Source organism: Rouxiella sp. WC2420 (assembly GCF_041200025.1).
Lineage (GTDB): Bacteria > Pseudomonadota > Gammaproteobacteria > Enterobacterales > Enterobacteriaceae > Rouxiella.
This window is the reverse complement of the sequence record NZ_CP165628.1, coordinates 1,753,636-1,778,359: the sequence shown is the minus strand read 5'-3', so window position 1 is coordinate 1,778,359 and position 24,724 is coordinate 1,753,636. Positions and strand designations below refer to the sequence as shown.

The following is a 24,724-nucleotide window of genomic DNA, read 5'->3' as shown; positions in this document are numbered from 1 at the left end:
AACCTATGCACAGAACAGGCCCCCAGGTATTTGCTCGGGTACAATTCCACGATGGAGACAGAAAAAACACTACTATCGTAGATATAACCATGATAACCATTACCAAATGAACGTAGACCGCTCAAATCGATTTATGTAACCAGTAACTATTGGTGGTCATTCTGGGGGTCTTGACAGAAAGGGAATTCAAGTTTAGCTTGCTTATTAGCCAGTTACTGGCGAAGGCGATCCCAGTCAGAGGAGCCAAATTTAGAAAAGCCCGCACAAGGAAACTTGCGCGGGCTTTTTGCTTTTCGAGCTTTACCCTTGCTGCACGCGCCTTCGTCGGTTATTCACTCTTCTCGGCCTATCTTCAATTACCCCTCTGCATCGGGATAAATTGGTGGTCAGATTTGTGGTCATGTTGGTTCGATGACGGAGTGACCCCCAAATGGGGGGAAATCGTTATGCCACTTACTGATACTTAAGTAAAAAACGCAAAGCCCTTTGTTAAGAAATATAAACTTATTGAAGGCTTCGGTAAGTTCCTCCGTGCTCATCCCAACGGTGATAAATACTGGCAGAAGCTCGAGAGTTGAATGCAAAACTCGACAACACTTGTTCTTTCAGAGTAGTTGCCACGAGGTGATTTACTACCAAAAAGAAATGGTATGAAGATTATTGCAATACGGTCTTGACTCGACTTGAAACCAACATACTCCCCGATTTTAGTAACAAAGACGTCACTGAGATTTATAGAATTTAATTATTTTAGGTGTTCGTCATATCGTTTAAATCGATCGATCAAATCAATTTAAAAACAGATCAATAATAATTTAATCGTTAAAATCTATCAGTATTAATTTATCGATCTTTTGTACCAATTTATTGGTGATAAAAGAGGGCTACGGATCGCCACAGTTGGCATGCTTTGGCAAGATATTAAAGGTGTTCAGTGAGGTTAAGAAATGCAGCAGCACAAGAAACAGTGTGCTGCTACTTAACAATTACCGATTGCTAAAACTTAGTTTGGAAACCGTAGATATGTTATTCACTTCGCTTAAATACTAACTGATAGTCATATTTATCAAAATCAATATGATGGGAAAATAGTGGTTGTAAATCATCCTTCCACAAAATTAACACATCAAATCCACCATCATATATTCTGCCATCAAGAGGTAAGTTGAATTTTTTAATTAGGCTACCATCTTGACCCAGGTCTATAGAAGTCTCCTTGTTGATCAATATTTCATCTATTTTATCAAACCATTCTAATGTTAATTTCAGTCCCATCTCTCACCTCACAGATACCTTTTAATATTTCGACCCTTGACCGCAGGTTTTAACTGCTCACCTGTTTTATAATCTACAAATTCTAAATGCTCACCATCGCTGGCCCTGTATTCTTCAAGTTCACCGTGCTGCGAATCCCATTCGTAAATCCGCCTACCTTTAGCATCAACCCAGCGCTCTCTAAGTCCGCCACCACCTTGTTTAGGTGTTTTTTTCTTAGCTTGCCTAAGACCTGAAATACCAATTTCATTTGTTTCCGGTGCTGGATGATAATCATGATCTTTATCAGGGATACCTGAACGTCCCTGACTAATGTAAATATAAATCGGCGGAATATTCGATATCGGTAAGATAAGAATATAATCCGCAAAGCCTTTATCTTTCGGGGCCGGACTGGTTGTCGCCTCAATGTTGGTCTTGTATGGTAAAGGATCAACAATCACAGGATTAGGTATCTTTATCGGGTTCTGATTGCCTGTATTCGAGTGAACACTCACTCCTGAATTATCCGCCGTCCAGAAAATGGTGATATGTGGATCTTCATCTATAGCGAAAGTATACGCCTCAAGGCTGTTATCCCACCCCATTTTTCGCACCCGTACCATATCCTTACCCGGCGGCGTATGCCAGCCACGAGGAAACAGATTGCCTGTGCCGTCTTGCTCCCACGTATACCGCACACGACTTGGGGCTTCATTCATTTGTTCAAGTCGCATCCGATCAATGAAATCCTGTTCACCATCATTCAGCCTGCCGGGCATCATTCCTACCACTACAACTGCTATTGGTGCTCCGGGGCCGCTGGCTGCGATCCTTCCGAGTCCGTTTGCCATCTCCCCAAGTTTTACCGCCCAAGTTCCAGATGTAATGGCATTTCCCCCCACCAAACCAAGAACGCTAGCACCTTCAATCGACATCGGAGCATTGTTAGCATTTGCTGCAGCGGATGTTGCCCTCCGATATTCTATTTCCTGATGATTACCATTCCACCATTTATATAAGGCACTTCGCTTTTTGGGCTGAGCAATATCTTCTGCGGGTTTCTTTTTCTTGGCAGTCTGGGCGTGTTGTGGAACGTCAGTCTCTGATACAGGCTTTTGGGTAATAGCTGCCTGATAAAATGACATCTCAGCAAAATTGCTGTGCGGCTCCGGCTCTTTCCCTGAATCGTTACAACCCTCCCCCCGCAGGAAGGACTTGGCAAATACACGATTAAGATCACGTTCTTCTGCCAGTTTTATTTTTTCGGCTTCTACGATTGCCTTACATTCAGCTGCTAATTTTTCACATGCTGCAATGGAAGGATCGGGGCCTCTTCCAATCCATTGCCCTGCAGGAGCAATAATTCGGTTAGATCCACATAGGCAACCACACCGCACGATAGAACCATCTACAGCTGCAATTTTACCCATATTAGAATCGCGTGGCTCACCCGATATTATCTCTCCAACCTCACTACATTTAGGGCATGGAGTAGTTTTATCACCAACGCGAACAACCCTTCGCCCATGCTCGATATCATTGGAGATTGAGGCGATGCATTCTGCACCCGTGGTTGTTTTGTCCCCCTCCAGTGCCGTACCTCGTCCATAACAATTAGAACGATTTCCCATTACAACACTACTCTTACTTCATTACCTGGGTGCTGGCAGCAATATTCCTGTTGTCCAGCGATGAGCTCACGCGCGTCATCATTAAACTCAGCAATCTCAGCCAGTTGTTCAAGAACAAGCGGAGACTTGCCCATCTTGGCTAAAACTTCAGGAGTCAGTTCGTTGTTATATTGAATATCCATTATTTTTATTTTCCATTACTGTGGTTTAACTGCTGCGAGAATAATTGACTTCCAATTTAACTTTATGATACTTCTAACAGCAAATCATGATGGCAATACAAATAACTCAACTTTATTACTGCTGGTAAAATGTTATTTATTCTTACACTCTCTTATTTTAATCAATAAAAATTAGAAGTTAAAAATACAACTCTTACCCTCCATGCGTAGAAATCATTCGAACACCTGAGGCATCTAACATTAAAACAATCACTCGCATCACATACTAAATATTTAAACTTAAGATTCCGATCTTAATTCTAGGCACCCCGTAGAACGGCGTATTTATTCTAGTAACCTCGCCTTTCATCAATATTATTATTTAACCCATCAAATTGGCTCACATCATTTAATATTGAAGTAAAGATCTATTCCCCATTATGTTTTAAATTGCCGGGTTACCAAACACATTAAACAAACAAGATATTTGATGTTGGGTATTTAGCCACAACGTCATCAGCAAAGCACTGGTTTGAGGTTAACAGTGGTGCGACTGAACGCCTTGGCAAATCAGCGTGTCAGACTCCTGCATCCTCATACGTCCATGAGTCCCCTTGTCGTTGTTTTCTTAAATTTATGTTTCCTCTCACCTGTTGTCGGGGTAGTCTCATGTGCCGCTAAAAAATGTCGGCCGTAATGTGAGTAAACCTCGACCAATCGTAGTCATAAAAAACGGTGTAAACAGGACAAGTATGGACTCCACCCTCATTTCGACTTCCCCCGGCAAGGAGACGTTTTCACTTAATCGTGCCCGTCGCGCTGCATGGGGTAGCTTCGCTGGCGCAGTAGTAGACTGGTATGACTTTCTACTTTATGGCATCACCGCGGCCCTGGTGTTTAACCGCGAATTTTTCCCGCAGATAAGTCCGGCCATGGGGACCATTGCTGCTTTGGCGACCTTTGGCGTCGGCTTTCTGTTCCGGCCATTAGGCGGGGTAATCTTCGGCCATTTTGGCGATCGTCTTGGCCGTAAACGCATGCTGATGATGACCGTCTGGATAATGGGTTTGGCAACCGCGCTAATCGGCCTATTGCCAAGCTTTAGCATGATTGGCTGGTGGGCTCCGGTGCTGCTGGTGTCACTGCGAGCAATACAAGGTTTCGCGGTTGGCGGTGAATGGGGAGGCGCGGCGGTGCTTTCAGTGGAGAGCGCTCCTGAGAAGAAAAAAGCGTTCTACAGCAGTGGCGTGCAAATAGGCTACGGTGTCGGGCTGCTGCTGTCGACCGGCCTGGTCTCGCTCATCAGCCATTTCACCACCGATGAACAGTTCCTGAGCTGGGGCTGGCGTATTCCATTCCTGTTCAGCACCCTATTGGTACTGGCGGCGCTTTGGGTCCGCAATGGCATAGTCGAGTCTGCCGAATTTGAGCAGCAGAGTCAGCATGAACCTGAAGTACAGGCTAAACGACGCCTGCCGGTTATGGAAGCGTTGATACGCCATCCCAGCGCGTTTCTAAAAATTATTGCCCTGCGACTGTGCGAGCTGCTGACAATGTATATTGTCACCACTTTTGCCCTCAGCTATTCCACCCAAAACCTTGGTTTACCACGCGAACTGTTTCTTAATATCGGTTTGTTGGTTGGCGGCCTAAGTTGCCTGACCATTCCCAGCTTTGCCTGGCTGGCCGACCGCTTTGGACGGCGGCGCATTTACATTACCGGTGCGTTGGTCGGCACACTCAGCGCCTTTCCGTTCTTTATGGCGCTGGAAGCTCACTCTGTATTCTGGATCATATTCTTCGCCATTATGCTGGCGAATGTGGCTCATGACATGGTGGTCTGCGTGCAGCAACCGATGTTTACAGAGATGTTTGGTGCGAGTTATCGCTACAGTGGCGCGGGTGTAGGTTATCAAGTGGCTAGCGTGGTTGGCGGTGGATTTACGCCATTGATTGCTGCCTCGCTGGTCACGTTTTCTGGCGGCGACTGGCGTAGCGTAGCTGTCTATCTGCTGGCTGGTTGCCTGCTTTCTAGCGCCACTGCCATGATGATGAAAAAAGCACATTAATTTATAGAAAAGCCCGTTTAAATTAACTTAAACGGGCCTTGTATCAACAAGCATGAATTCGCATATAAATTCGACTCGCCAGCCGCCGCTTCATGAGACAAATAGCCAGACTCGCCAGTCGCCTTGAAATTCGTTATCATCCGCCCCCACTCTTTATCCCGGTAGCCTGATGTCCAAGATAATCGATACTTTTATTGCCCCGCCGTGCCATGGCAACGTAGAGATTCTTTATCAGGATGAGCACCTGGTACTTATTAATAAACCCACAGGTTTGCTCAGCCTTTCAGGGAAAAATCCACAAAATATTGATTCGGTGCATCATCGGCTGGTGCAGATCTTTCCCGGCTGCACACTGGTCCACCGACTCGATTTTGGCACCTCCGGGCTGATGGTGATTGCGCGTAATAAGGCTATTAATGCCGCCCTCTGCAAACAGTTCAGCCAGCGCACGGTAACCAAGGTTTACAGCGCCCTGCTATGCGGGCATTTGCACGACAATGAGGGAGTGATAGACGCGGCGATTGCCAAAGACCCGGCGCTGTTCCCGCTGATGTCGATTTGTGAAACCCACGGCAAGCCTGCCCGCTCGGACTATCGGGTCGTTGAGCGCTTTTATCACGAATTAGAAAACGGGTCGTTACTGCCATTAACGCGAGTACTCTTGACCCCGCAAACCGGTCGCACTCATCAACTTCGCATTCACTGCCAGCTGTTGGGCCACCCTATTCTGGGCTGTGACCTGTACGGCGGCCTGATATCACCAGGCACTGAACGCACTCCGCGACTCATGCTCCATGCCAGCGAATTGCATTTCGCCCATCCAGTCAGCGGAGAATCGATCAAAGCCAGCAATGTCAGCCCGTTTTGAACCTGACAGTATTGATAGGGCGCACAGATTTTGAGCACAAATTGCGGTGCCAGCCCAACTTGGCGACTCCCCCGGGGTTTTCATCAGGACTCGCTGGCCATTAAATCTTAATAAAAAGCCTGGGAGTACTTTTTATATACAGGCATCTGCAAAGATTAATTACCACATCAAATCATCGGGCACTTTAAAATCAGCATACGGATCTTCTTCATCCTGTTCTTCCTGACTAAGCACACTATTTAATACAATGCTGCTGGCATCTCGTTGCGTAATTTTATCGGCGACGCTGGCGGGAATAATAGCGTATTGACTCTCGCCATTACTATTAACAACTAAACGAGCGATGGCGAGACGGCCATTAATCAGCTGTGCTTGAGTCGTTTTATCGACAACAATTTTTTTAATTAAATTATTATCTGTAAAGTTAAAATTAATATCCCCTTTTGAAATATCAATTCTATTCATTTCTATAAGCTGTTTCACCTGAGCTTTATATTCTTTTGCCAGTGCAGCCTGTTTTTGTTGTTCGCTTAGCTGTTTATCACGCTCAAGCTGTGCCTTTTTACTCTCTTCAACAGCCTCTCTGGCCTCACGAACCTGAGCTCGTGACTTTTTAGCCGTTCTCTGGACCTTGGCCATTTTCGTGCTGGTCACTAAACCAGCTTTTAGCATCTGTTCTTGTAAGGTAAGTTTGGTCATTTTCGTTTCTAAAGTCGTGGAATCATAGGAGAGATTATACCCGTAATTTTTTAGGCTGTACCTAGTTGCCGCAGATGAACATTTTATAGTTTGGGATTGATAAGTTTCAGCAAAGGCTAACGCGCCTAGCACTTTAACCTAAAATAAACACTATGTTCACAAAGATCACCATTTAGCATTAGATGTGCTTTATCTTTATCAAAAAATCGATTCAACTAATTGAGTTGAATGACCATTTTTGGCAAAGCCATCCAGGCTCAGCCTAAAAGTTTGGTCATAGCATACCTGCTCACATGTTTCAGAATTGACAGTCTGCTAGTTGAGCAGATTAATGATATTTAAGTGAACGCCCTGAATCTCTTCAAAGTGATTCACAATTTTCTGGTTTAAAGAAGGTACTATGATTTTAAAAGCGCATGGCCTTAAGCGGAAAGTATTATGCACTGCACTTCTCATGGCATTATCCACAGGAGTAGCATGGTCGGCAGACCTTATTGTTTCAGCCAATGATGGCAAATATCAACGCGTAAACGGGCATGATACCTTTCCAGTCCCCGCTTCACCGGATACATTGACCGTTTTTGATGCCAGCAAATTTCCGATGAAATTATTGCACACCGTGCCGGTAAGTTTTGGTATCCAGGGGCCGCCTCAGGCTGTCGCGATTACTCCTGATGGCAAAACCGCATTTGTAAGTGCTCCAACGCGATATGATTATCAAAGCCATACGTTAATTGCCGAGAAATATCTGCAGGTTATTGCGCTTGATGGTACCAAACCGGAAATTGAAAAACTGGCCTTACCTACCAGCCCACAGGGCATTGCCGTAAATCCTGAAGGCACTCTGGCTCTGGCGGCTGGCGTTGACGGTAAGCTTTACGTTTTAAACATCGCAGGCAACGCAGTCACATTATCCAATTCGATACAGCTCAGTAATGGACGATTAGCCGGTATCAGTTTCACCCACGATGGCAAACACGCCCTGGTCGCAATGCGTGATCAACAGGGCATTGCCGTGGTGAATATTGACGGTGGAAAAGTGTCTGATAGCCGAGTGCGCCTCAGCAGCGGTGTGGCTCCCTATACCATTGATATCTCAAGTGATGGCCATTGGGCTGTTGTAAGCAATGTTGGACTCGCAGGCCTGGCGGACGATCACACGCAAAAAATCGCCGACAGCGACAGCGTGAGTTTGATTGACACCTCTGTGTACCCGTTTAAAACTGTACAATACCTTACCGTCCCTTCCACACCTGAGGGCGTCGCTATTTCGCCAGATGGAAAATGGATAGCCGTTTTGTCAATGGATGGTTCAAACCTGCCCAAGGGGAGTACGGGTCAGCACTTGCAGGGAAAATTAACTCTGTTTGCCATTGATAAGGGTAAAGCCCGACAAGTCAATGAAGTGCCGGCAGCAACGGCTGGCCAAGGCGTAATATTTACCAAAGACAGTCAGCATATCATTGCCCAGTTCAACGTTGAAAAACAGCTGGTCGTTTATCAAATTAAAGATAAGAAGCTTATCAAATTACCGGATACCGTTGAATTAACCGCCGGGCCTGCTTCTATTCGCAGCACGCCGCGTTAGACATCAAATATAGCGATTTAACCGCGGTTGAGTGGTAAGAGTATTCTGCCCGAATCGCTGATAGGTTAAATCGTATTTTTATTGTCCGCTTCCAGCACTTAGTGTCTTCAGGAATAACGCTGAACGGCCATAATGGTAAGCGGACCTAATACAAATTCCAACAGTCGTAACTCGAAAATGTTCGAGAATAAAGGAACCCTAAACATGGCGGCCAGTTATAAAACTTTCGTTGAGATTCCTTCTATTACTGACTATCTGCATCTTCGTAAAGCAGCAGGCCTGACTCCTCGTTCCCACGAGGCGGCCAAACGAGGATTACCGAACACGGTGGTATCCGCGTTAATAAGAAATGGGGAAAATGTCGTCGCCATGGGAAGAGTGATAGGTGACGGTCTCTGCTACCAGATAGTTGATATTGCTGTATTACCCGAACATCAAGGGCGAGGTTTGGGTAAAGAAATCATGTCAACGCTAATGGATAAATTAAAGGAAATTGCCACCACTGAGGTTTATATTAGCCTTATCGCCGATGGCGATGCATCTTTCCTTTATAAAAAATATGGGTTTAAAGAAACCGCACCCGTATCTATTGGCATGGCAATGTGGATAGGTCAATGAGCTGTAATATCACTATCCGCCGCGCCGAAGAAAACGAAGCAGAATCAGTGCGGGAGATTGTGCGCGCAGCCTATTGCAAATGGATTTCGGTGATTGGTCGAGAACCCACGCCCATGACGGCTGATTTTAACAAATCTGTCCGTGATCATGACATTGATCTCGCGATTCATGGGTCGGAGATTGTTGGCCTAATTGAAACATGGCCGCATGCTGATTATCTTTGGATTGAAAAGCACTCGGATACAAAATCGACAGTCGTGAACCGTTCAAAGGTGGAACAACCGTCTTTATGAGCAAAAAACCTTAATCAAATCGCCATTCCCGCTGAGGAACTCGCCGAAATGACCGTTTTTGACGTACAGCCTGCCATGAATTTCTTTCTCTTGAAAACCATAACCCAATGAATTTATTGTAGAATACTAGCAAAAAACCACCTTCGCAGTATCGCCGAATCCAATCCCGCTGCAGATCATGAAGATGACTCATGCTTCAATGAAATTAAATCACTTTTACTCAATCAGTGAGTCTGGCATAAAATACACATTATTATTAGCTATATACATTACGATGAATACTGGGTAACAAAACCAGAAAATAAATTTAAAAACTCTGAAAAAGCAAGAAATAAATTCAGGTTTTATATAATAATTAGGATACCAGCTTGCAATGAATAAAGAATGTACATTTGCTATTAAGAGCATTCGTTTCGACGAAAATTATAACCCCTCGGAAAGTACGCGTATTACGACCAACTTTGCGAACTTGGCTCGCGGTGAGAAACGCCAAGATAACTTGCGCAACGCCTTGGTAATGATTGACAATCGTTTCAATTCCTTGGCGCATTGGGATAATCCCAAGGGCGATCGCTATTCTGTTGAACTTGAAATCATTTCTGTTGAGTTGAATATTGGAATTGAGGGCAAGGGTGATACCTTCCCAGTGATTGAAATATTGAAAACAAATATTATTGATAAAACAACCGACTCACGTATTGAAGGGATTTTAGGGAATAACTTTTCTTCATACGTGCGAGATTATGATTTTAGTATATTGCTGTCAGAACATAATAAAAACAAAACTGAATTTAGCCTTCCAGATAATTTTGGCAGTTTACATGGGAATATATTTAAACGTTTTATCAATTCTGATACCTACAAAGATAATTTCAATAAAACGCCTGTGATTTGCCTGAGTGTTTCAAGTAAAAACACTTATTATCGGACGGGCAATGAGCATCCTGTATTAGGCATTGAATATCAGCAAGACGAGTTTTCCTTGACTGATGAATATTTTGCAAAAATGGGATTGCGTGCGCGCTACTTCATGCCTGCAAATAGCGTTGCGCCTTTGGCATTTTATTTTGTTGGCGATTTGCTCAGCGATTACACTAATCTTGAACTGATTAGCACCATCAGTACGATGGAGACATTCCAACGAATTTACCGACCTGAAATTTACAATGCTAATTCTGCAGCAGCAAAATGCTACCAACCAAGCTTGAATCACCAGGATTATTCGTTAACTCTGATTGTTTATGATCGAGAAGAACGTAGCCAACTGGCCGTTGAGCAAGGGAAGTTTACTGAGGAGCACTTCATTAAGCCCTACCAAACTATTCTTGAGCAATGGTCTGCTGATTCCGTTCTTTGATTAACCAAAAATACAAGGTCATCTATTATGAAAATTTTATTACCCACTTCGACTGCGGGCAGTTTGCCTAAACCTTCCTGGCTTGCACAACCCGAGACACTTTGGTCACCTTGGAAATTGCAGGATCAAGAATTAATTGACGGCAAACAAGATGCGCTGCGTCTGTGCCTGCAAGATCAATTACAGGCAGGAATTGATATTGTCAGCGACGGCGAGCAAACGCGCCAACATTTTGTCACCACGTTTATTGAGCACCTCAGCGGTGTTGATTTCGAGAAACGTGAGACGGTAAGAATTCGCAATCGCTATGATGCAAGTGTGCCGACAGTTGTGGGTGCAGTGAGCCGTCAAAAGTCCGTTTTTGTTGAAGATGCCAAGTTTTTACGTCAGCAAACCAAGCAGCCTATTAAATGGGCTCTGCCAGGTCCAATGACTATGATTGATACGCTTTATGATAATCACTACAAAAGTCGCGAAAAACTCGCTTGGGAATTCGCTAAAATCCTCAATGAAGAAGCCAGGGAATTAGAGGCTGCGGGTGTCGATATTATCCAATTTGATGAGCCTGCATTTAATGTGTTCTTTGATGAGGTAAATGATTGGGGCATTGCCGCTTTAGAAAGAGCCGTTGAAGGACTTAAATGCGAAACTGCTGTGCATATTTGCTATGGCTACGGCATTAAAGCCAATACGGATTGGAAAAAGACTCTGGGCACAGAGTGGCGACAATATGAAGAAATTTTCCCTAAGCTGCAAAAATCCAGCATTGATATAATCTCGCTGGAGTGTCAAAACTCTCATGTTCCAATGGATCTTATTGAACTGATCCGTGGGAAAAAAGTCATGGTTGGTGCCATTGATGTGGCAACCAATAACATTGAGACACCAGAGGAAGTCGCCGAAACGCTGCGAAAAGCACTTCAGTTTGTAGATGCAGACAAACTTTACCCAAGCACCAACTGTGGCATGATCCCTTTACCTCGCCGAGTAGCAAGAGGCAAGCTAAATGCTTTAAGTTTAGGCGCACACATTGTTAGAAAGGAACTTTCGGCTAAATAATTTTCGGTTCAGTACTATTTGGCTAATAACTTTTGGCTAATAACTTTTAGCCAATAACTCTTAGCTAAAAACAAGTTTACCAAATATTAGCTCACTTGAAGGAAACTCAGTCCGGTTTAGCGATTTTGCCAATCGCTGTTTCTTAAACCACAACCGGACTGAGCAATAACTTTCACCGCACGATATTCATTAACAAATTTTAGACTGCAGGCCTTGACGGCAATGCGAGGCGCAGTATCAGAACGCCGGCCAGCGCGGCAATAATTGAGCCTGCCAGCACCCCGACCTTAACCTCATCGACCAGAAGAGGTGATTGGGCAAACGCCAGATTGCCGATAAACAGGCTCATGGTAAAACCGATACCACAGAGCACCGATACGCCGTATAACTGCATCCACGAGCTGTTATAGGGTCTTCTTGCCAACCCGAGTTTAATGGCCAAAAGTGACAGGCTGAAAACACCAACCTGCTTGCCAAGAAATAGGCCCAGCGCCACGCCGATGGGAACCGGGGACGTCAAATTACCCAAACTCATGCCCGACAGCGACACGCCAGCGTTGGCAAATCCAAATATCGGCAATACCAGAAAAGTCACCCAGGAACCTAGCGCGTGCTCCAGACGTTCAAGCGGAGCTATTTCATCCACCGTTTTTCCACGTATTGGAATGAAAAATGCCAAAACGATCCCGGCAATAGTTGCGTGCACGCCCGACTGCAGCATGCAAAACCACAGCACGCCGCCCGCCAATAAATAAGGCAGAAGGCGCGTTACGCCAGCGCGATTCATAATAAACAGCAACACCACCACGCCTGCGGCAGCCATGAGCATGGTCATGGAGATGCTGCTGGTATAGAAAAGAGCAATAATGATCACCGCACCCATGTCATCGAGAATTGCCAACGCCGACAGAAATATTTTCAGCGAAGCGGGTACGCGGCTGCCAATCAGGGCGAGTACGCCAAGTGCAAAAGCAATATCGGTAGCGGCCGGGATGGCCCATCCTGCCAGGGTTTTGCTGTCCCCTACGTTGAATCCAGTATAAATAAGCGCAGGAACAGCCATTCCTCCCAATGCTGCAAAACCTGGTAACGCACGCTGGCTCCACGTTGAAAGTTCACCAACGAGCAGTTCGCGTTTGATCTCAAGACCAACCAGCAAAAAGAAAATCGCCATTAGGCCATCATTGACCCAGTGTTCAGTGGACAATCCGGCAGCCGTGTAGTGAAGCAGTAATTCATAACTTTCGCTAAGCGGAGAGTTGGCAACAATGATTGCCGCAATAGACGCGATAATAAGAACGATACCGCCTGAAATGGGGGAATTAAAGAACCCTGATAAAGCTGCAGCCACGATTTTTGGTCTGCGAAAAGTGTTTTCCGACACGTTACCTCTCTGTAATTTACACCGTGCTTATCTGAACAAGACAAAACAATTATGAGAAAATTTATCAATATAAAAGAATATCTGGCGGAGCAAGGTCTCCAGCCTGATCTGGGCTTTAACGCCCTGATGAAGGTTTTTATTTTAACAGAAACGGTTACCGTCGACGTAAGGCAAAGTAAAGCCTGAACAAAAATCAGTTTGGCAACCCGCCTCTTTAACCTGCTACCGAGTAAAACGTTATGCTCCTCGGTAACAGTGTTTTTTACCGGCGTACCCTTCTTATAGGGAAATGTACGGCGCTATAGATTCACTCTCGGACTGAAACGCGGCATGCGCCCGTATTTAACTGCTTTTCAACATACTTGATGACAATTACGCCCAATTAATATTGAAAATGATAATCAGTTTTATTTTCATATCAAGAATATTTCGCTCAAAAAACCGGTCAGGCCGTGTTTACATGAACGTTCTCAAAAAGACTTGCGGGAAACGATGTCTGTTGAAATAGAAGGTTTTAATTATTAAGCATCAAGTTAAGACCCCTGCCCTGATGAATTGAGCAGAGGTCGCTACCTTAGACTTTCATTTAGCCATTAACGCACTTTTAAACCATGCCTAGTTTCTGCATGACCTTTTCGATATCAGCACGCAATTGCTGTTGCACCAGCGGTTTTTGATGGCGAACCTTGCGCACAAGCTCTTCCTCAAGCCTCTGTTCTAGTTGACAAAGCTGCTCCAGCAGGCTGTCTTCATCCGTTAGATTCTCGAGCGTTACTGGCAACGCAGAGGGCAGATCACTAGCAGAAGTCGCGCTTACTCTACCGCCTAAACGCTCATAAACCGTTTCAAGCTGATGCCATTCTTCCAGTCGGTTGTCGTTTACCAGCCAGAAACGGTTACAGCTGTTTTCGATTAGCGCCCGATCGTGACTAACCAGCAGCACCGCGCCGGGAAAAGTGCGCAGCGTCTCAGCCAGCTCTTCTTTGCCTTCCATATCGAGATGGTTGGTTGGCTCATCAAGCAGTAGCAGTGAATAGCGTGCCAAGGATAATCCCACAAACAATAAACGCGATCGTTCACCACCGCTTAACGATGCAACCTTTTGCTGATGGCGAAGATAGGGAAAACCCGCGCCAATCAATGCCATCTTGCACTGCTCTTCAGTTAAAGCGACAAAATGACCTAGCGCATCACCCAAACTGTCGCAGTCATTCAGCTGTTGCAGGCTCTGGTCGTAGTAACCGACTGCAACTCGCGGATGCCAAACGATACCCGCTGAACTTTGCCCGATAGAACGCCAAAGCAGGCGCAACAGCGACGATTTCCCGCAGCCGTTGCGGCCCATCAACGCCACTCGGTCGCCGCTTTTTAGCTGAAGATTTTCAAGTGAAAACAGAGTCTCAGCACCCGCCGCCGGACTGACATCCACGGATGAAAATGCCAACACTCGATCGGCGTCCAACCTTTCGCCCTGTAAATTTAAACGCCAGACATTGGCGGCGGCCAGCTGAGTTTGCTCATCTTTAAGACGATCGATGTGCTTTTCCATCTGTTTCGCTTTACGGGCCAAACCTTCGTTATCGTAAACCTTGCCCCACAGCGCCAGACGAGTCGCGCTCTTTTCAACCCGCTCAATTTCACGCTGCTCGGCATGGCGGCGTTCGGCATCGGTTTTATCCCGATGCGCTAAAGCTACTCGAGCCTCGCTACAGCGTAAGCCGAAATAGTGCAGCGTTTTATCACGTAGTATCCAGGTGCTGTTGGTAACACTGTCAAGCAGCACTTCGTCGTGAGATACCAGAATAAAGCTGCTATTCCAATGCTTTAGAAACTCATCGAGCCATAGCAAAGTGGGCAGATCCAAATGGTTGCCAGGCTCATCGAGCAGCAACAAATTGGGTTCCAGTATCAGCGCTCGCGCCAGCATCAAACGCGTGTGCTGACCACCGCTCAGCGTAGCAACAGTCTGTGACCCGCTAGCTGAGTCAAAACCCAGGATTGCCAATAGCCGCTCGGCGCGCCAACTCTCTGAAATGCGTTGATTTTCAGGTAGCTTTTCCAGAATCACATCCAATAGTGAGCCAGAACTCAATGCCTCAGGCAGATGCTGTTCTATGGTCGCCATCAGGCATTGTCCGGCACGAATCACGCTGCCAGAAGTCGGGGCAAGGTTACCATTGAGAATATTTAGAAAAGTACTTTTTCCACTGCCGTTGTGGCCGATCAGACCCATGCGATCGCCTTTTTTAAGGTTGAATGAAACCTCAGACAGCAAGGGACCGTTAGGCGTCTCATAAGAGACAGATTGTGCAGAAAGTAATGTGCTCATTGCTTATTCCAGAATTGCAGGCATTGGCATGCCCGTCGTCAATAAAAGCTGACGACAACCCGGAAAGCTGAAGTGAAGTGCGGGGTTAACTCTTCATTAACGCTTTAATTGTCTTCGCTCAAGCAGGGGTTATCGCAGCACGAGGCCGGAAACGCTTGAGCAAGGGTGATTACCAAAGAAATGTGAGTAATCAATCAAATCACATAACAGCATGGGGGTTCCTCCTTATTAGTCTCTGATTGATGGGTGATTTCAGTGTATCTTTGAATCAGGCACAGTCAATACCGAGCAATAGATAAGGTGACAGAGATGGATAAACAAACTATTTCGCAGGACATAATCCGTGACCGTTTTTCTAAAGCCATGTCACAAATGTATCAGCAAGAGGTGCCGCAATACGGCACGCTGCTGCAAATCGTTAAAGAAACTAATACAGATTATCTGAGCAAGCATCCTGATACTTTTGCTGAACACCAGCAGGGCTCAGAATTAAATCGGCTCGACGTTGAACGCCATGGTGCGATCCGTCTTGGCACCGCCAGTGAGCTCGCTACCATGAAAGACCTGTTTGCAGTCATGGGTATGTCGCCGGTAGGTTATTACGATTTATCTGCCGCAGGTGTTCCGGTCCATTCCACTGCCTTTCGTCCAATAACTGAACAAGCCTTGCTCATTAATCCCTTCCGAGTATTTACCTCGCTGTTGCGGCTTGAATTGATTGATAACTCAGACCTGAGAGAAAAGGCACGCAAAATACTTGAGGCGCGGGATATTTTTTCTCCTCGCGTTCGCGAACTGATTGCATTGAGCGAGCAGCAAAACGGGCTTAGTGACGGGCAAGCCGACGAATTTGTCAGTGAGGCTCTGAAAACTTTCCGCTGGCACAGTGATGCACTGGTCAGCCTCGATAGTTACAATGCGCTGCTGGAACATCACCGTCTGATAGCCGATGTTGTGAGTTTTAAAGGTCCGCATATCAATCACCTGACGCCGAGAACGCTGGATATTGATCAGGTACAAAGGATCATGCCGCAGTTTGGCATCACCCCGAAAGAGGTGATTGAAGGGCCGCCGTTGCGCCACGTACCGATTCTGTTACGTCAAACCAGCTTCAAAGCGCTGAGTGAGCGTATTACCTTTACAGACTCTGAAGAAGGTAAACACACCGCGCGCTTTGGCGAAATCGAACAGCGCGGGCTAGCACTAACGCCCGAAGGGCGCGCGCTTTACGATCAGCTGTTGTTGAGAGCCTCGGCCTCGGATACCTCAAACAATAACGACCAGCATCAGCAGCATTTCGCCCACGCCTTTGCCGCGTTTCCTGATGATATCGAGTCTCTAAGGCAGCAAAAACTTGGCTATTTCCGCTATACGTTAAAAAACGGCGCTAAGCTGCCAGCCGATCAAAACATCCCCGCACATCTCGACTCACTGATTAAACAGGGGTTAGTGCTGGTGACGCCCATCATCTATGAAGACTTTTTACCGGTCAGTGCGGCGGGCATCTTCCAGTCAAATCTTGGCAGCGAAAAAAACCATGTCAGCAGCGGCAATCCCAATCGGTCGGCGTTTGAAACCGCTCTTGGTCGCGAGGTGATTGACGAATTTTCTCTCTATGCCGAAATAGAGGCGACTTCGCTGAACCAGCTGTTCGCAGAAAGCGCACAAAGCTAAATTGTATTTAACCTTTAAAAGCGGAATAATGTAGCGCGATTAAAAAAATCATACATTACTTATCAATTAGTTAGAATCATAAGGCCTTACGTGACTCAACAAGTAGCGCTGATTACCGGGGCCAGCCGGGGCATTGGGCGACAGGTCGCCCAATATTTTGCCGAACAGGGCTACAGCCTGATCCTTCTGGCTCGCGACGAAAATCTGCTCAATGCCGTCGCCGCTTCGCTGCCGGTCAAGGCCGGACAGCAAGTGCAAATTATTGCCACCGACCTTTGCGCCGCGAACGAGGTTGAGCGAAAGGTCAATACCGCGCTGGCCGCCTTCCCGCAGCTCAACGTGCTGGTCAATGCCGCCGGTATTTTTCGACCGGGCTCCAGTCAGGCCACGTTAGGCGATTTTAGCGCCATGCTGGACACCAACGTCGCGGCTGTCCACCATCTTTGCCAGCTGTGCATTCCCGCACTGGCCCGCTCAAAACAGGGGCGAATTTTCAATCTCTCCTCGGTAAGCGGCGTTCAGGCCTTTGGCGGTATCGCAGGTTATGCCGCCAGCAAGCACGCATTAGTGGGCTACAGCCTATCATTGGGCCGTGAACTGGCATCCCAAGGGATAAAAGTCACGGTATTGTGCCCAGACGTGGTCGATACCGAAATGGCGCAGGGATCCGGTCTGGCGGCGCATGAAATGCTTGAAACTGCCGATATTTGCCGGGCTATAGACTTTATTATGTCGTTATCACCCGCAGCAATGGTTGAACAACTGACTATTGGTCGGATGAGAAAATAATGGAAATTACCTTTTATAAAGAGATCGACAGCACTAACAGCGAGGCAAAACGTCTGGTCGATGCTGGCAAAGCACCGGGTTTTGCCATTGCTGCCGAGCGGCAAACTGCCGGTCGTGGGCGATTTGACCGCGTTTGGCAGACCCCCGCAGGCAATCTGGCGCTGACTTTTGCCATCCCTGCCCCGCTTTCTCGTGCTGATTTACCGACGTTAGCACTGATGACCGGCCTGGCGTTGCACGATATCCTGCAGCCACTTATGCAAGACAGTGCCAAAGTGCAAATCAAGTGGCCTAACGATATGCTGGTTAATGGGCATAAAGTCTCGGGCACGCTGATTGAACTGGTGGGTAAGGTTCTTTACATTGGCATTGGTGTTAATCTGGTAAGTCGCCCAGAGAATGTTCCCTATGAGACTTTTTCACTGGCCGATAAGGTTAAAATTAGTCTCGAAGAGCTGGCGCAGGCGCTGACTCAATGCTGGAATATGCACCTGAATCAATGGCTTGAATTCGGTTTCACTCCGATTTGTGAGCAATATAACGCTCATTTATACGGTCGCAATGCGCCATTACGAATTTCCCTCGACCGCGACCGCACTGAATGGGCGTCAGGAATTTGTACCGGTGTAACTCGCGAAGGCCATATTTGCCTAAGAGATCAAAACGGCAAAATCACAAGCTATAACGCCGGTGATATCGATATAATTCGCAGGCTTTAAACGCCCTCACGCCCGTGGGAACTGAATTCAGGCGGTAATTAAGAATGAGTAATCAGTAAATGCTGGAATTAAAACAGGTTTCGCACGCTTTTGGCGATCTTCAGGTGCTGAATAATATCAACCTGCAACTCGATGAAAAACGTGTTGGCGTGGTAGGCAGCAACGGCTGCGGAAAAAGTACTTTTGCCCGATTGCTCAATGGCTTGCTTATCCCGCAACAGGGTGATGTCATTGTTGATGGCCTTAATACTCGCAATGAGGGCAAAGCGGTACGTCGCAAAGTCGGTTTTGTATTTCAAAATCCTGACAACCAGATTGTCTTTCCTATTGTGGAAGAGGATTTGGCCTTTGGCATGAAAAATCTACGCCTGCCTAAAGAAGTCATTCGCGAGCGAATTGACGCCACCCTCGCCCGTTATGATATGGAATCGTTCCGCCAGCATCCTTCGCATTTATTGAGCGGCGGTCAAAAACAGCTGATGGCTATTTCCGGCGTGCTGGTGATGCAGCCTGATTATATTGTTTTCGACGAACCTACTACCTTGTTAGACCTGCGCAATAAGAAACGTATTGCTCAGGCAATTGACGAGATGGAGCAGAAGACGATCGTGGTTTCTCATGATCTGGAGTTCCTGCAAGAATTTGACCGCGTTCTAGTATTTGATCAAGGGAAAATCGTCGTGGATGATATTCCCTCCGTGGCGCTCCCTGCTTATATCAGGATGATGTCATGACCATCAGTGAGTATATGCCCGGCAATTCTTTTATTCATCGCACTCCGCCGGGTCTAAAAATCTTAATGCTAGCCGTGTTGGGAACGCTGCTGTTCGTATATCCCAATATGATTTTTGCCGCTACAGCTCTTGCCTTAGTGGGGGTGTTTTACCCGCTGGCAGGTATTAAGCCTAAAGTTATGCTGGCGCAGATAAAACCTATTTTCGCCATTCTGATACTGCTGTTTATCGTGCAACTGGTGATGGTTAACTGGCAGTCGGGTCTAATAGTAGTGTTGCGTTTAAGTGCCCTGATGCTGACCGCTTCCCTGGTAACCCTGACCACCCGCAGCTCGGACATGATCGATGCTTTGGAAAAAAGGCTGACTTGGTTATATTTCGTCGGCATTAATCCGGCAAAAATTAGCCTTGCGCTCTCACTGGCGTTGCGATTTATTCCAGTGCTGGCGTCGATAACCCAAGAAGTCCGCGAGGCGCAGAAAGCCCGAGGTTTAAATAACAGCGTGATCGCCGTCGCTATTCCAGTTATTGTTCGTACCCTAAAAATGGCGGATAACATCGCAGCAGCCTTGGAGGCGCGAGCTTATGATCCGCAATCGCCTTATCGGAAAAATAAAGCAGCTAAAAAAGAGACCTCGGATGTCGACTAAAGATATTGTTTATATTGCCCTGTTTGCCGCAATTACTGCCGCCATGGGATTATTTCCGGCTTTCACCCTACCGATTATTGCCGTGCCAATCACCGCGCAATCTATGGGGCCAATGCTGGCAGGTGCGATTGCCGGAGCCAAACGCGGCGCGTTGGCAATGGTATTATTCGACTTATTAGTGATAGTCGGATTACCGCTATTAGCCGGTGGACGTGGCGGTCTGGGAATATTTATGGGGCCAAGCGGAGGTTTTATTCTAGCGTGGCCAATTGCCGCGTTGGTTATTGGTTATCTGTATGAGAAAAATAGCCGCTCGCTGTCAGTGCTGAAGGAAGCTATCTTTATCACGTTGGGTGGAATTGTCATTATTTATTCTTCTGGCATTCCATGGATTTCAGCCTTTGCCAAAATAAGCCTGGGCCAGGCATTTATCGGCGCCATGGGATTTATTCCCGGCGATATTATTAAGGTTATTTTAACAGTACTGATCGTCAGGCCAGTGCGAAAAGCTTATCCCACGTTGGAAAGTCGTTAATATTTTTCGATGTAAAAAAGCTGCGTAATAATTTTCGCAGCTTTTTATTTTTAAAGAACAAAAATGATATTAATTATATCTCGATCAGGATCTTGCCTTTTAATTCACCGAAAACGGCTGCCTCAATGGCGTCAGAAATATTATTCAGACTAAAGGCCGTGGCTATTTCAGTATGCACCACGCCATCGCGTATTAATTCCATTACCTGATCAATACGCTTTTGCACCACTGGCTTTTCCTGGCTGTGGATCCACTGACGTAGATGGAAATTCATAAAGCGAATATCCGGGCGTGAGCGCCAAAACTGCGGCGGTACGGGCTTGCCGGAAAGCAAACCATAGTGAATAAACTGGCCGCCGGGGATCAAAATTTCGGCGAAGGTCAACGATTCGTCACCACCAATACAGTCGAAAATCGCATGCACTCCGCCACTACGTCTAATTCTTTGCAATTCTTGCAGGTAAGCAGCGTCGCTGGAATTCAATACGGTTTCAAGCTGGTAGCCCTCAAAAATATCGATGTTTTCACGCTTGCGCACCACGGCTATTGGCGTCATACCCAACTGATTCGCTATGCGGATCAGCATCTTGCCAATCGCAGAATTGGCCGCATTGACCAAGATCCGTTGACCTGGTTTAGCATCCAGCGCCTCGGTAAGCATCAGCAGCGCAGTCATCGGGTTCACATAGCTGTTCACCGCCTGCCGATCGCTGACGAAATCAGGCAAGGTGAAACACCATTCAGGCTTGGTATCCTTAAAAGTCTGCCAGTTACCCATGCTGCCAATCGGCAAAACGCGCTGGCCTACGGGCAGATGGCTGTCCGCCGGAGCCTGTTCAATCACGCCAACCCCTTCGAAACCAGGCACAAAAGGCACCGAGATGCGTGAACGATAAGCCCCTGAAATGGTGATGATATCGGAAGGATTAATAGTGGCATACACCATTTTGACGCGTGCATCACCTTCTGCCAGCTCAGGCAAGGGCATATTTTCGAGCTGCACCACGTCTTGAATCAGGCCGAACTCTCTGACTATTGCTCTGGTGAGCGCTTTATCTTTCATGTAAAATTTTCTTCAGAGAAAAACGTATAATGGATGAATATAGCAATGGGTCGTATAAATGAATAGTCATAATGAGATCGACTCGTTTCGAGTGTCAATGCGCGATATAGACCTTAACGGCCACGTGCATAATTCAGTATATTTAGATTACTTCGAAGATGCCGTGGTTAACCAATTACGCGCCAATGAGATGATACAATATTTCCGCCCCGCTACATCGGGCGTATCCTATCATGTGAAAAAATGCGAGGCAATATTCCTCTATCCCCTATCCGTAGACGACATCGTCACTCCTGCGGTTTATATTGAAAAGCTGGGAAATAGCAGTTTAATCTTTAACATCAAACTTGAAATTAAAGATAAAGCGGTTATTTGTGCCGAGGGAAAATTAGTGTGGGTTTGTGTAAATATTGAAGACAATAAACCTCGTCCTATTACACAAGAAACGCGCGATCTGCTCATCAGTCATTTTTCGTTTATTGAAACTACTATTGCGCAAGGTAATCATTAGTTATGCCGGTTCACGATAAAGTCTGCGCCCATGCCGCCGCTAAAGGTGAAGAAACGGCAATTAATATTGCCGGTAAATCCCTGAGCTGGCGGCAACTTTGGCAACGGACATTGTCGCTATTTAGCGTGATAGCCGAAAAAGTGGGTAATCAACGCCACAATTCGTCAATCGCCTCAGGGCCGGTTATTGCGGTAGCTCTGGGCAATGATTTACAGTTTCCTCCTGCCTGGCTTGCTGCTACTGCAAATCAGAATATTTGTGCGGTAATCGACCCCATGTTGCCGCTGGAGCAGTTGCGCGACGTTTTGACGCGTTTGCAGCCTGATTTACTGTTGCTTAAACAGTCGCAGAACCAGTTGCAGGATTTGGCACACGAGCTAAAACTCAGCACTCTTTTGGTTGAAGACACTTGCAGCAAAATAGCCAATCATGATGTTCAAGCCGTGAAGCGAGACGTCGATGCGCCAACGCCGTTTCTGATCAACTTCACCTCGGGTACCACCAGTACGCCAAAAGCTTTTATGCGCTCGCGTCATTCATGGCGAGTTAGTTTTAAAAACGGCTACCAGATTTTCGATTTGGCCCATGCTAATTCGACCCTGTTCCCCGGAGCGTTATTTCACGGTATCGGCCTATACTGTTTAAATGAAGCACTTGACGCCGGAACTCCTTTTTTCTGTATGGAAAAATGGGATGCCGCCGAGGCTTTGACTATTCTGGCGCAGCATCAAGTCCAGCGGCTGGTATTAGTCCCGACCATGCTGACTGCTTTCTGGCGGCTGCAATCTGCAGACCTTGCACCTTTAAATCAGCTGACTCATTTGCTTTCAGCGGGTGCCAAGCTGGAGATGAATCATTACCGCCATGCACGGTCAATTTTCCCTAATGCTCGGGTGCAGGAATATTATGGCGCTTCTGAGTTGGGCTTTATTGCCGTCTCGACGCTGGACGATGAAAACGTTGACGACCAATTAGCCACCGTAGGGCTGCCTTTTCCCGAGGTCAGCTGGTCAATTCGTGATGAGCAGGGCCAGGCGCTACCGCCAAACACTCCAGGTACTATTTATCTCAACAGCGAACAAATATGTTCCGGCTATCTGTGGGGCGACGATGGTAAAGCCTTTACTAGCCAATTGTTTGGATCAAGCGTAAGAGATATTGGATATATTAATGAGCTAGGGTGTCTGGTGGTCATTGGGCGCAGTGGCGATATGATCGTGAGCGGCGGCAATAATATTTATCTGTCAGAAATTGAATCCGCACTGAAGTCTCTGCCGGGCATGATTGAAGCCGTAGTTATTGCGCTGGAGGATGACTATCGCGGCAAAAAGCTTATCGCCTTTTTCGAAAGCGAAACCCTTGATGTCGGCCAACTGCCCGAGCTTTGCCTCTTACATCTGGCAAAATACAAAGTCCCCGCAGAGTTTTATAAAATGAAAGTCTGGCCGCTGACCCCAAGCGGAAAAATCAAACGCAGCGTTCTTGAGAAGAAGTTTATCAATCATGAAATCTAACGACTTATCTCTCAATTTTCAGCCTGCTGAAAGTAACCAGCCGGTGATTGTCGAAGCCTGCCGCACGCCCATCGGCAGAGCCTACGGCATATTTGCCACCATCAGCATGGAAGCCCTGCTCGCGCCGCTGTTCGACAAAATTCTCGGCAGTTACCGGGGAGATCCCTGCCAAATTGATGAAGTTATCATCGGCAATGCCACTGGCGGCGGCGGCAACATTGCACGCCTCGCCGCGCTGTCTGCTGGATTACCCGACTCAGTTCCCGCCGTCACACTTGACCGCCAATGCGGCTCGGGGCTAGAGGCAGTAATCCACGCCTGTCGCCTGGTGCAGGCCGGTGCCGGAGAATGCTACCTGGCTGGCGGCGTCGAGAGCGTTAGCACCGCCCCGTGGCGCGTCGAAAAACCGCAAAGTCTGAAACAGATGCCGCGTTTCTTTGGCCGCGCAAGGTTCTCTCCAGAGGAGATTGGTGATCCTGAAATGGGTGTCGCGGCGGAAAATGTTGCACAAAAATGCGCTATCAGCCGTGAGCGTCAAGACCGCTTTGCCCTGCGCAGTCATCAGCGTGCGGTAGCGGCAATGGAAAACGGCCAGTTTAATGAAGAGATTGTGCCTGTTGAGGTGGCGGGAAAAACGCTGCTGCATGATGAATGCCCACGGGCCAATGCCTCTCTGGCGGCCCTGGAAAAGCTGGCTCCGGTTTTCGTTGCTGAGGGTAGCGTAACGGCGGGAAATTGCTGCCCGCTTAACGACGGTGCTTCACTGCTGCTGGTAATGAGCCGCAGAAAGGCAGTAGAAATGGGCTTTACCCACGGGCTGATGTTTGTCGATGCCTGTAGCGCCGGGGTCGATCCCAACTATTTAGGGCTTGGCCCGGTTCCCTCCACGCAAAAACTGCTGACTCGTCAGCCTGCTGTAAAGCTTGAGAATATCGATATTATCGAATTCAACGAAGCGTTTGCTGCGCAAGTTTTAGGATCGTTGGATCAGCTAGAAATCGACGAACATCGTGTAAATTTACAAGGTGGCGCGATTGCTCTGGGCCACCCCTACGGTGCTTCCGGCTGCATTATGGTGACGAGAATATTTAGCCAGTTGCTACGCCAACCCGCGCCGCAACAGTTTGCTGACACCAAATTTGCCATGGCGATGCTGGGCATAGCGGGCGGTCTGGGATTAACCGCGCTGTTTAAAACGACGGTATTGTAAACCACAGGGTTG

General features: G+C 47.0%; 23 protein-coding genes. 16 read left to right on the top strand and 7 right to left on the bottom strand.

Annotation, left to right across the window (positions count from 1 at the left end; genetic code table 11):
• Window positions 1-1,026: 1,026 nt before the first annotated feature.
• The 3 genes from AB3G37_RS08285 to AB3G37_RS08275 are packed head-to-tail and all read right to left on the bottom strand — an operon-like array spanning window position 1,027 to window position 3,070.
• Window positions 1,027-1,275, bottom strand: a complete 249-nt coding sequence (locus tag AB3G37_RS08285) for a colicin E3-like toxin immunity protein (RefSeq protein ID WP_369790303.1) — start codon at window positions 1,273-1,275, stop codon at window positions 1,027-1,029.
• A gap of 8 nt (window positions 1,276-1,283) precedes the next feature.
• The gene (locus tag AB3G37_RS08280) at window positions 1,284-2,888 is read right to left on the bottom strand and encodes a colicin E3/pyocin S6 family cytotoxin (protein WP_369790302.1); all 1,605 of its coding nucleotides are present in this window, start codon (window positions 2,886-2,888) and stop codon (window positions 1,284-1,286) included.
• Window positions 2,888-3,070, bottom strand: a complete 183-nt coding sequence (locus AB3G37_RS08275) for a hypothetical protein (protein WP_369790301.1) — start codon at window positions 3,068-3,070, stop codon at window positions 2,888-2,890. Before AB3G37_RS08275 ends, AB3G37_RS08280 begins: the two co-directional genes overlap by 1 nt.
• Window positions 3,071-3,801: 731 nt before the next feature.
• On the opposite strand from AB3G37_RS08275, the gene shiA reads away from it, so the two are divergent.
• A complete protein-coding gene (gene shiA / locus AB3G37_RS08270; protein WP_369790300.1) occupies window positions 3,802-5,118 on the top strand; it encodes a shikimate transporter in 1,317 nt (438 codons plus the stop codon).
• Between the two features lie 169 nt (window positions 5,119-5,287).
• The gene (locus AB3G37_RS08265; RefSeq protein WP_369790299.1) at window positions 5,288-5,986 is read left to right on the top strand and encodes an RluA family pseudouridine synthase; all 699 of its coding nucleotides are present in this window, start codon (window positions 5,288-5,290) and stop codon (window positions 5,984-5,986) included.
• Between the two features lie 159 nt (window positions 5,987-6,145).
• Here AB3G37_RS08265 and AB3G37_RS08260 read toward each other — a convergent pair whose 3' ends face one another.
• Window positions 6,146-6,685, bottom strand: coding sequence for a DUF2058 domain-containing protein (locus AB3G37_RS08260; RefSeq protein WP_009635257.1), 540 nt, complete (start codon window positions 6,683-6,685; stop codon window positions 6,146-6,148).
• A gap of 454 nt (window positions 6,686-7,139) precedes the next feature.
• Between AB3G37_RS08260 and AB3G37_RS08255 the strand changes: the two genes are divergently transcribed.
• From AB3G37_RS08255 to AB3G37_RS08235, 5 genes are all read left to right on the top strand, one after another.
• Complete coding sequence (locus tag AB3G37_RS08255; protein ID WP_369790298.1) at window positions 7,140-8,273, top strand: WD40 repeat domain-containing protein; 1,134 nt, start codon at window positions 7,140-7,142, stop codon at window positions 8,271-8,273.
• A 204-nt stretch (window positions 8,274-8,477) separates the two neighbouring features.
• Window positions 8,478-8,891, top strand: coding sequence for a GNAT family N-acetyltransferase (locus AB3G37_RS08250; RefSeq protein ID WP_369790297.1), 414 nt, complete (start codon window positions 8,478-8,480; stop codon window positions 8,889-8,891).
• Window positions 8,888-9,184 (top strand): hypothetical protein, encoded by a 297-nt coding sequence (locus tag AB3G37_RS08245; protein WP_369790296.1) that lies wholly within the window; start codon window positions 8,888-8,890, stop codon window positions 9,182-9,184. Before AB3G37_RS08250 ends, AB3G37_RS08245 begins: the two co-directional genes overlap by 4 nt.
• Before the next feature lie 373 nt (window positions 9,185-9,557).
• Window positions 9,558-10,541: a DUF1852 domain-containing protein gene (locus AB3G37_RS08240; protein ID WP_009635261.1), complete on the top strand. Its 984-nt coding sequence runs from the start codon at window positions 9,558-9,560 to the stop codon at window positions 10,539-10,541.
• Window positions 10,542-10,568: 27 nt separating this feature from the next.
• Complete coding sequence (locus AB3G37_RS08235) at window positions 10,569-11,600, top strand: methionine synthase (protein WP_369790295.1); 1,032 nt, start codon at window positions 10,569-10,571, stop codon at window positions 11,598-11,600.
• A 199-nt stretch (window positions 11,601-11,799) separates the two neighbouring features.
• Here the strand turns inward: AB3G37_RS08235 and nhaA are convergent, their stop codons facing one another.
• A complete protein-coding gene (gene nhaA, locus AB3G37_RS08230; RefSeq protein WP_369790294.1) occupies window positions 11,800-12,984 on the bottom strand; it encodes a Na+/H+ antiporter NhaA in 1,185 nt (394 codons plus the stop codon).
• 604 nt (window positions 12,985-13,588) lie between these two features.
• Window positions 13,589-15,313, bottom strand: coding sequence for an ABC-F family ATP-binding cassette domain-containing protein (locus tag AB3G37_RS08225; protein WP_369790293.1), 1,725 nt, complete (start codon window positions 15,311-15,313; stop codon window positions 13,589-13,591).
• 309 nt (window positions 15,314-15,622) lie between these two features.
• Between AB3G37_RS08225 and AB3G37_RS08220 the strand changes: the two genes are divergently transcribed.
• From AB3G37_RS08220 to AB3G37_RS08195, 6 genes are all read left to right on the top strand, one after another.
• Window positions 15,623-16,987, top strand: a complete 1,365-nt coding sequence (locus tag AB3G37_RS08220) for a VOC family protein (protein ID WP_369790292.1) — start codon at window positions 15,623-15,625, stop codon at window positions 16,985-16,987.
• Window positions 16,988-17,077: 90 nt separating this feature from the next.
• Window positions 17,078-17,776, top strand: coding sequence for an SDR family NAD(P)-dependent oxidoreductase (locus AB3G37_RS08215; protein ID WP_369790291.1), 699 nt, complete (start codon window positions 17,078-17,080; stop codon window positions 17,774-17,776).
• Window positions 17,776-18,495, top strand: coding sequence for a biotin--[acetyl-CoA-carboxylase] ligase (locus AB3G37_RS08210; RefSeq protein ID WP_369790290.1), 720 nt, complete (start codon window positions 17,776-17,778; stop codon window positions 18,493-18,495). Before AB3G37_RS08215 ends, AB3G37_RS08210 begins: the two co-directional genes overlap by 1 nt.
• Before the next feature lie 59 nt (window positions 18,496-18,554).
• The gene (locus tag AB3G37_RS08205) at window positions 18,555-19,229 is read left to right on the top strand and encodes an energy-coupling factor ABC transporter ATP-binding protein (protein WP_009635268.1); all 675 of its coding nucleotides are present in this window, start codon (window positions 18,555-18,557) and stop codon (window positions 19,227-19,229) included.
• Entirely contained in the window at window positions 19,226-19,879 is a 654-nt protein-coding gene (locus AB3G37_RS08200; protein WP_369790289.1) for an energy-coupling factor transporter transmembrane protein EcfT, read from the top strand. The genes AB3G37_RS08205 and AB3G37_RS08200 overlap by 4 nt, the downstream gene beginning before the upstream one ends.
• On the top strand, window positions 19,869-20,414 hold the full coding sequence (locus AB3G37_RS08195) for a biotin transporter BioY (RefSeq protein ID WP_369790288.1): 546 nt from the start codon (window positions 19,869-19,871) through the stop codon (window positions 20,412-20,414). The genes AB3G37_RS08200 and AB3G37_RS08195 overlap by 11 nt, the downstream gene beginning before the upstream one ends.
• A 73-nt stretch (window positions 20,415-20,487) precedes the next feature.
• On the opposite strand, the gene AB3G37_RS08190 is transcribed toward AB3G37_RS08195, so the two are convergent.
• Window positions 20,488-21,477: a zinc-dependent alcohol dehydrogenase family protein gene (locus AB3G37_RS08190; protein ID WP_369790287.1), complete on the bottom strand. Its 990-nt coding sequence runs from the start codon at window positions 21,475-21,477 to the stop codon at window positions 20,488-20,490.
• Between the two features lie 58 nt (window positions 21,478-21,535).
• On the opposite strand from AB3G37_RS08190, the gene AB3G37_RS08185 reads away from it, so the two are divergent.
• Genes AB3G37_RS08185 through AB3G37_RS08175 form a run of 3 tightly spaced genes read left to right on the top strand, consistent with a single transcriptional unit; the run spans window position 21,536 to window position 24,712 of the window.
• On the top strand, window positions 21,536-21,988 hold the full coding sequence (locus AB3G37_RS08185; protein ID WP_369790286.1) for an acyl-CoA thioesterase: 453 nt from the start codon (window positions 21,536-21,538) through the stop codon (window positions 21,986-21,988).
• Window positions 21,989-21,990: 2 nt separating this feature from the next.
• The gene (locus AB3G37_RS08180; RefSeq protein ID WP_369790285.1) at window positions 21,991-23,502 is read left to right on the top strand and encodes a class I adenylate-forming enzyme family protein; all 1,512 of its coding nucleotides are present in this window, start codon (window positions 21,991-21,993) and stop codon (window positions 23,500-23,502) included.
• The gene (locus AB3G37_RS08175; protein WP_369790284.1) at window positions 23,492-24,712 is read left to right on the top strand and encodes an acetyl-CoA C-acyltransferase; all 1,221 of its coding nucleotides are present in this window, start codon (window positions 23,492-23,494) and stop codon (window positions 24,710-24,712) included. The genes AB3G37_RS08180 and AB3G37_RS08175 overlap by 11 nt, the downstream gene beginning before the upstream one ends.
• Window positions 24,713-24,724: the final 12 nt, after the last annotated feature.

What these genes read in the sequence shown, in the direction of transcription:
- AB3G37_RS08285 (WP_369790303.1), bottom strand. Translation starts at nt 1,275, where the DNA reads ATGGGACTGAAATTAACATTAGAATGGTTTGATAAAATAGATGAAATA.
- AB3G37_RS08280 (WP_369790302.1), bottom strand. Translation starts at nt 2,888, where the DNA reads ATGGGAAATCGTTCTAATTGTTATGGACGAGGTACGGCACTGGAGGGG.
- AB3G37_RS08275 (WP_369790301.1), bottom strand. Translation starts at nt 3,070, where the DNA reads ATGGATATTCAATATAACAACGAACTGACTCCTGAAGTTTTAGCCAAG.
- shiA (WP_369790300.1), top strand. Translation starts at nt 3,802, where the DNA reads ATGGACTCCACCCTCATTTCGACTTCCCCCGGCAAGGAGACGTTTTCA.
- AB3G37_RS08265 (WP_369790299.1), top strand. Translation starts at nt 5,288, where the DNA reads ATGTCCAAGATAATCGATACTTTTATTGCCCCGCCGTGCCATGGCAAC.
- AB3G37_RS08260 (WP_009635257.1), bottom strand. Translation starts at nt 6,685, where the DNA reads ATGACCAAACTTACCTTACAAGAACAGATGCTAAAAGCTGGTTTAGTG.
- AB3G37_RS08255 (WP_369790298.1), top strand. Translation starts at nt 7,140, where the DNA reads ATGGCATTATCCACAGGAGTAGCATGGTCGGCAGACCTTATTGTTTCA.
- AB3G37_RS08250 (WP_369790297.1), top strand. Translation starts at nt 8,478, where the DNA reads ATGGCGGCCAGTTATAAAACTTTCGTTGAGATTCCTTCTATTACTGAC.
- AB3G37_RS08245 (WP_369790296.1), top strand. Translation starts at nt 8,888, where the DNA reads ATGAGCTGTAATATCACTATCCGCCGCGCCGAAGAAAACGAAGCAGAA.
- AB3G37_RS08240 (WP_009635261.1), top strand. Translation starts at nt 9,558, where the DNA reads ATGAATAAAGAATGTACATTTGCTATTAAGAGCATTCGTTTCGACGAA.
- AB3G37_RS08235 (WP_369790295.1), top strand. Translation starts at nt 10,569, where the DNA reads ATGAAAATTTTATTACCCACTTCGACTGCGGGCAGTTTGCCTAAACCT.
- AB3G37_RS08225 (WP_369790293.1), bottom strand. Translation starts at nt 15,313, where the DNA reads ATGAGCACATTACTTTCTGCACAATCTGTCTCTTATGAGACGCCTAAC.
- AB3G37_RS08220 (WP_369790292.1), top strand. Translation starts at nt 15,623, where the DNA reads ATGGATAAACAAACTATTTCGCAGGACATAATCCGTGACCGTTTTTCT.
- AB3G37_RS08210 (WP_369790290.1), top strand. Translation starts at nt 17,776, where the DNA reads ATGGAAATTACCTTTTATAAAGAGATCGACAGCACTAACAGCGAGGCA.
- AB3G37_RS08205 (WP_009635268.1), top strand. Translation starts at nt 18,555, where the DNA reads ATGCTGGAATTAAAACAGGTTTCGCACGCTTTTGGCGATCTTCAGGTG.
- AB3G37_RS08200 (WP_369790289.1), top strand. Translation starts at nt 19,226, where the DNA reads ATGACCATCAGTGAGTATATGCCCGGCAATTCTTTTATTCATCGCACT.
- AB3G37_RS08195 (WP_369790288.1), top strand. Translation starts at nt 19,869, where the DNA reads ATGTCGACTAAAGATATTGTTTATATTGCCCTGTTTGCCGCAATTACT.
- AB3G37_RS08190 (WP_369790287.1), bottom strand. Translation starts at nt 21,477, where the DNA reads ATGAAAGATAAAGCGCTCACCAGAGCAATAGTCAGAGAGTTCGGCCTG.
- AB3G37_RS08185 (WP_369790286.1), top strand. Translation starts at nt 21,536, where the DNA reads ATGAATAGTCATAATGAGATCGACTCGTTTCGAGTGTCAATGCGCGAT.
- AB3G37_RS08180 (WP_369790285.1), top strand. Translation starts at nt 21,991, where the DNA reads ATGCCGGTTCACGATAAAGTCTGCGCCCATGCCGCCGCTAAAGGTGAA.
- AB3G37_RS08175 (WP_369790284.1), top strand. Translation starts at nt 23,492, where the DNA reads ATGAAATCTAACGACTTATCTCTCAATTTTCAGCCTGCTGAAAGTAAC.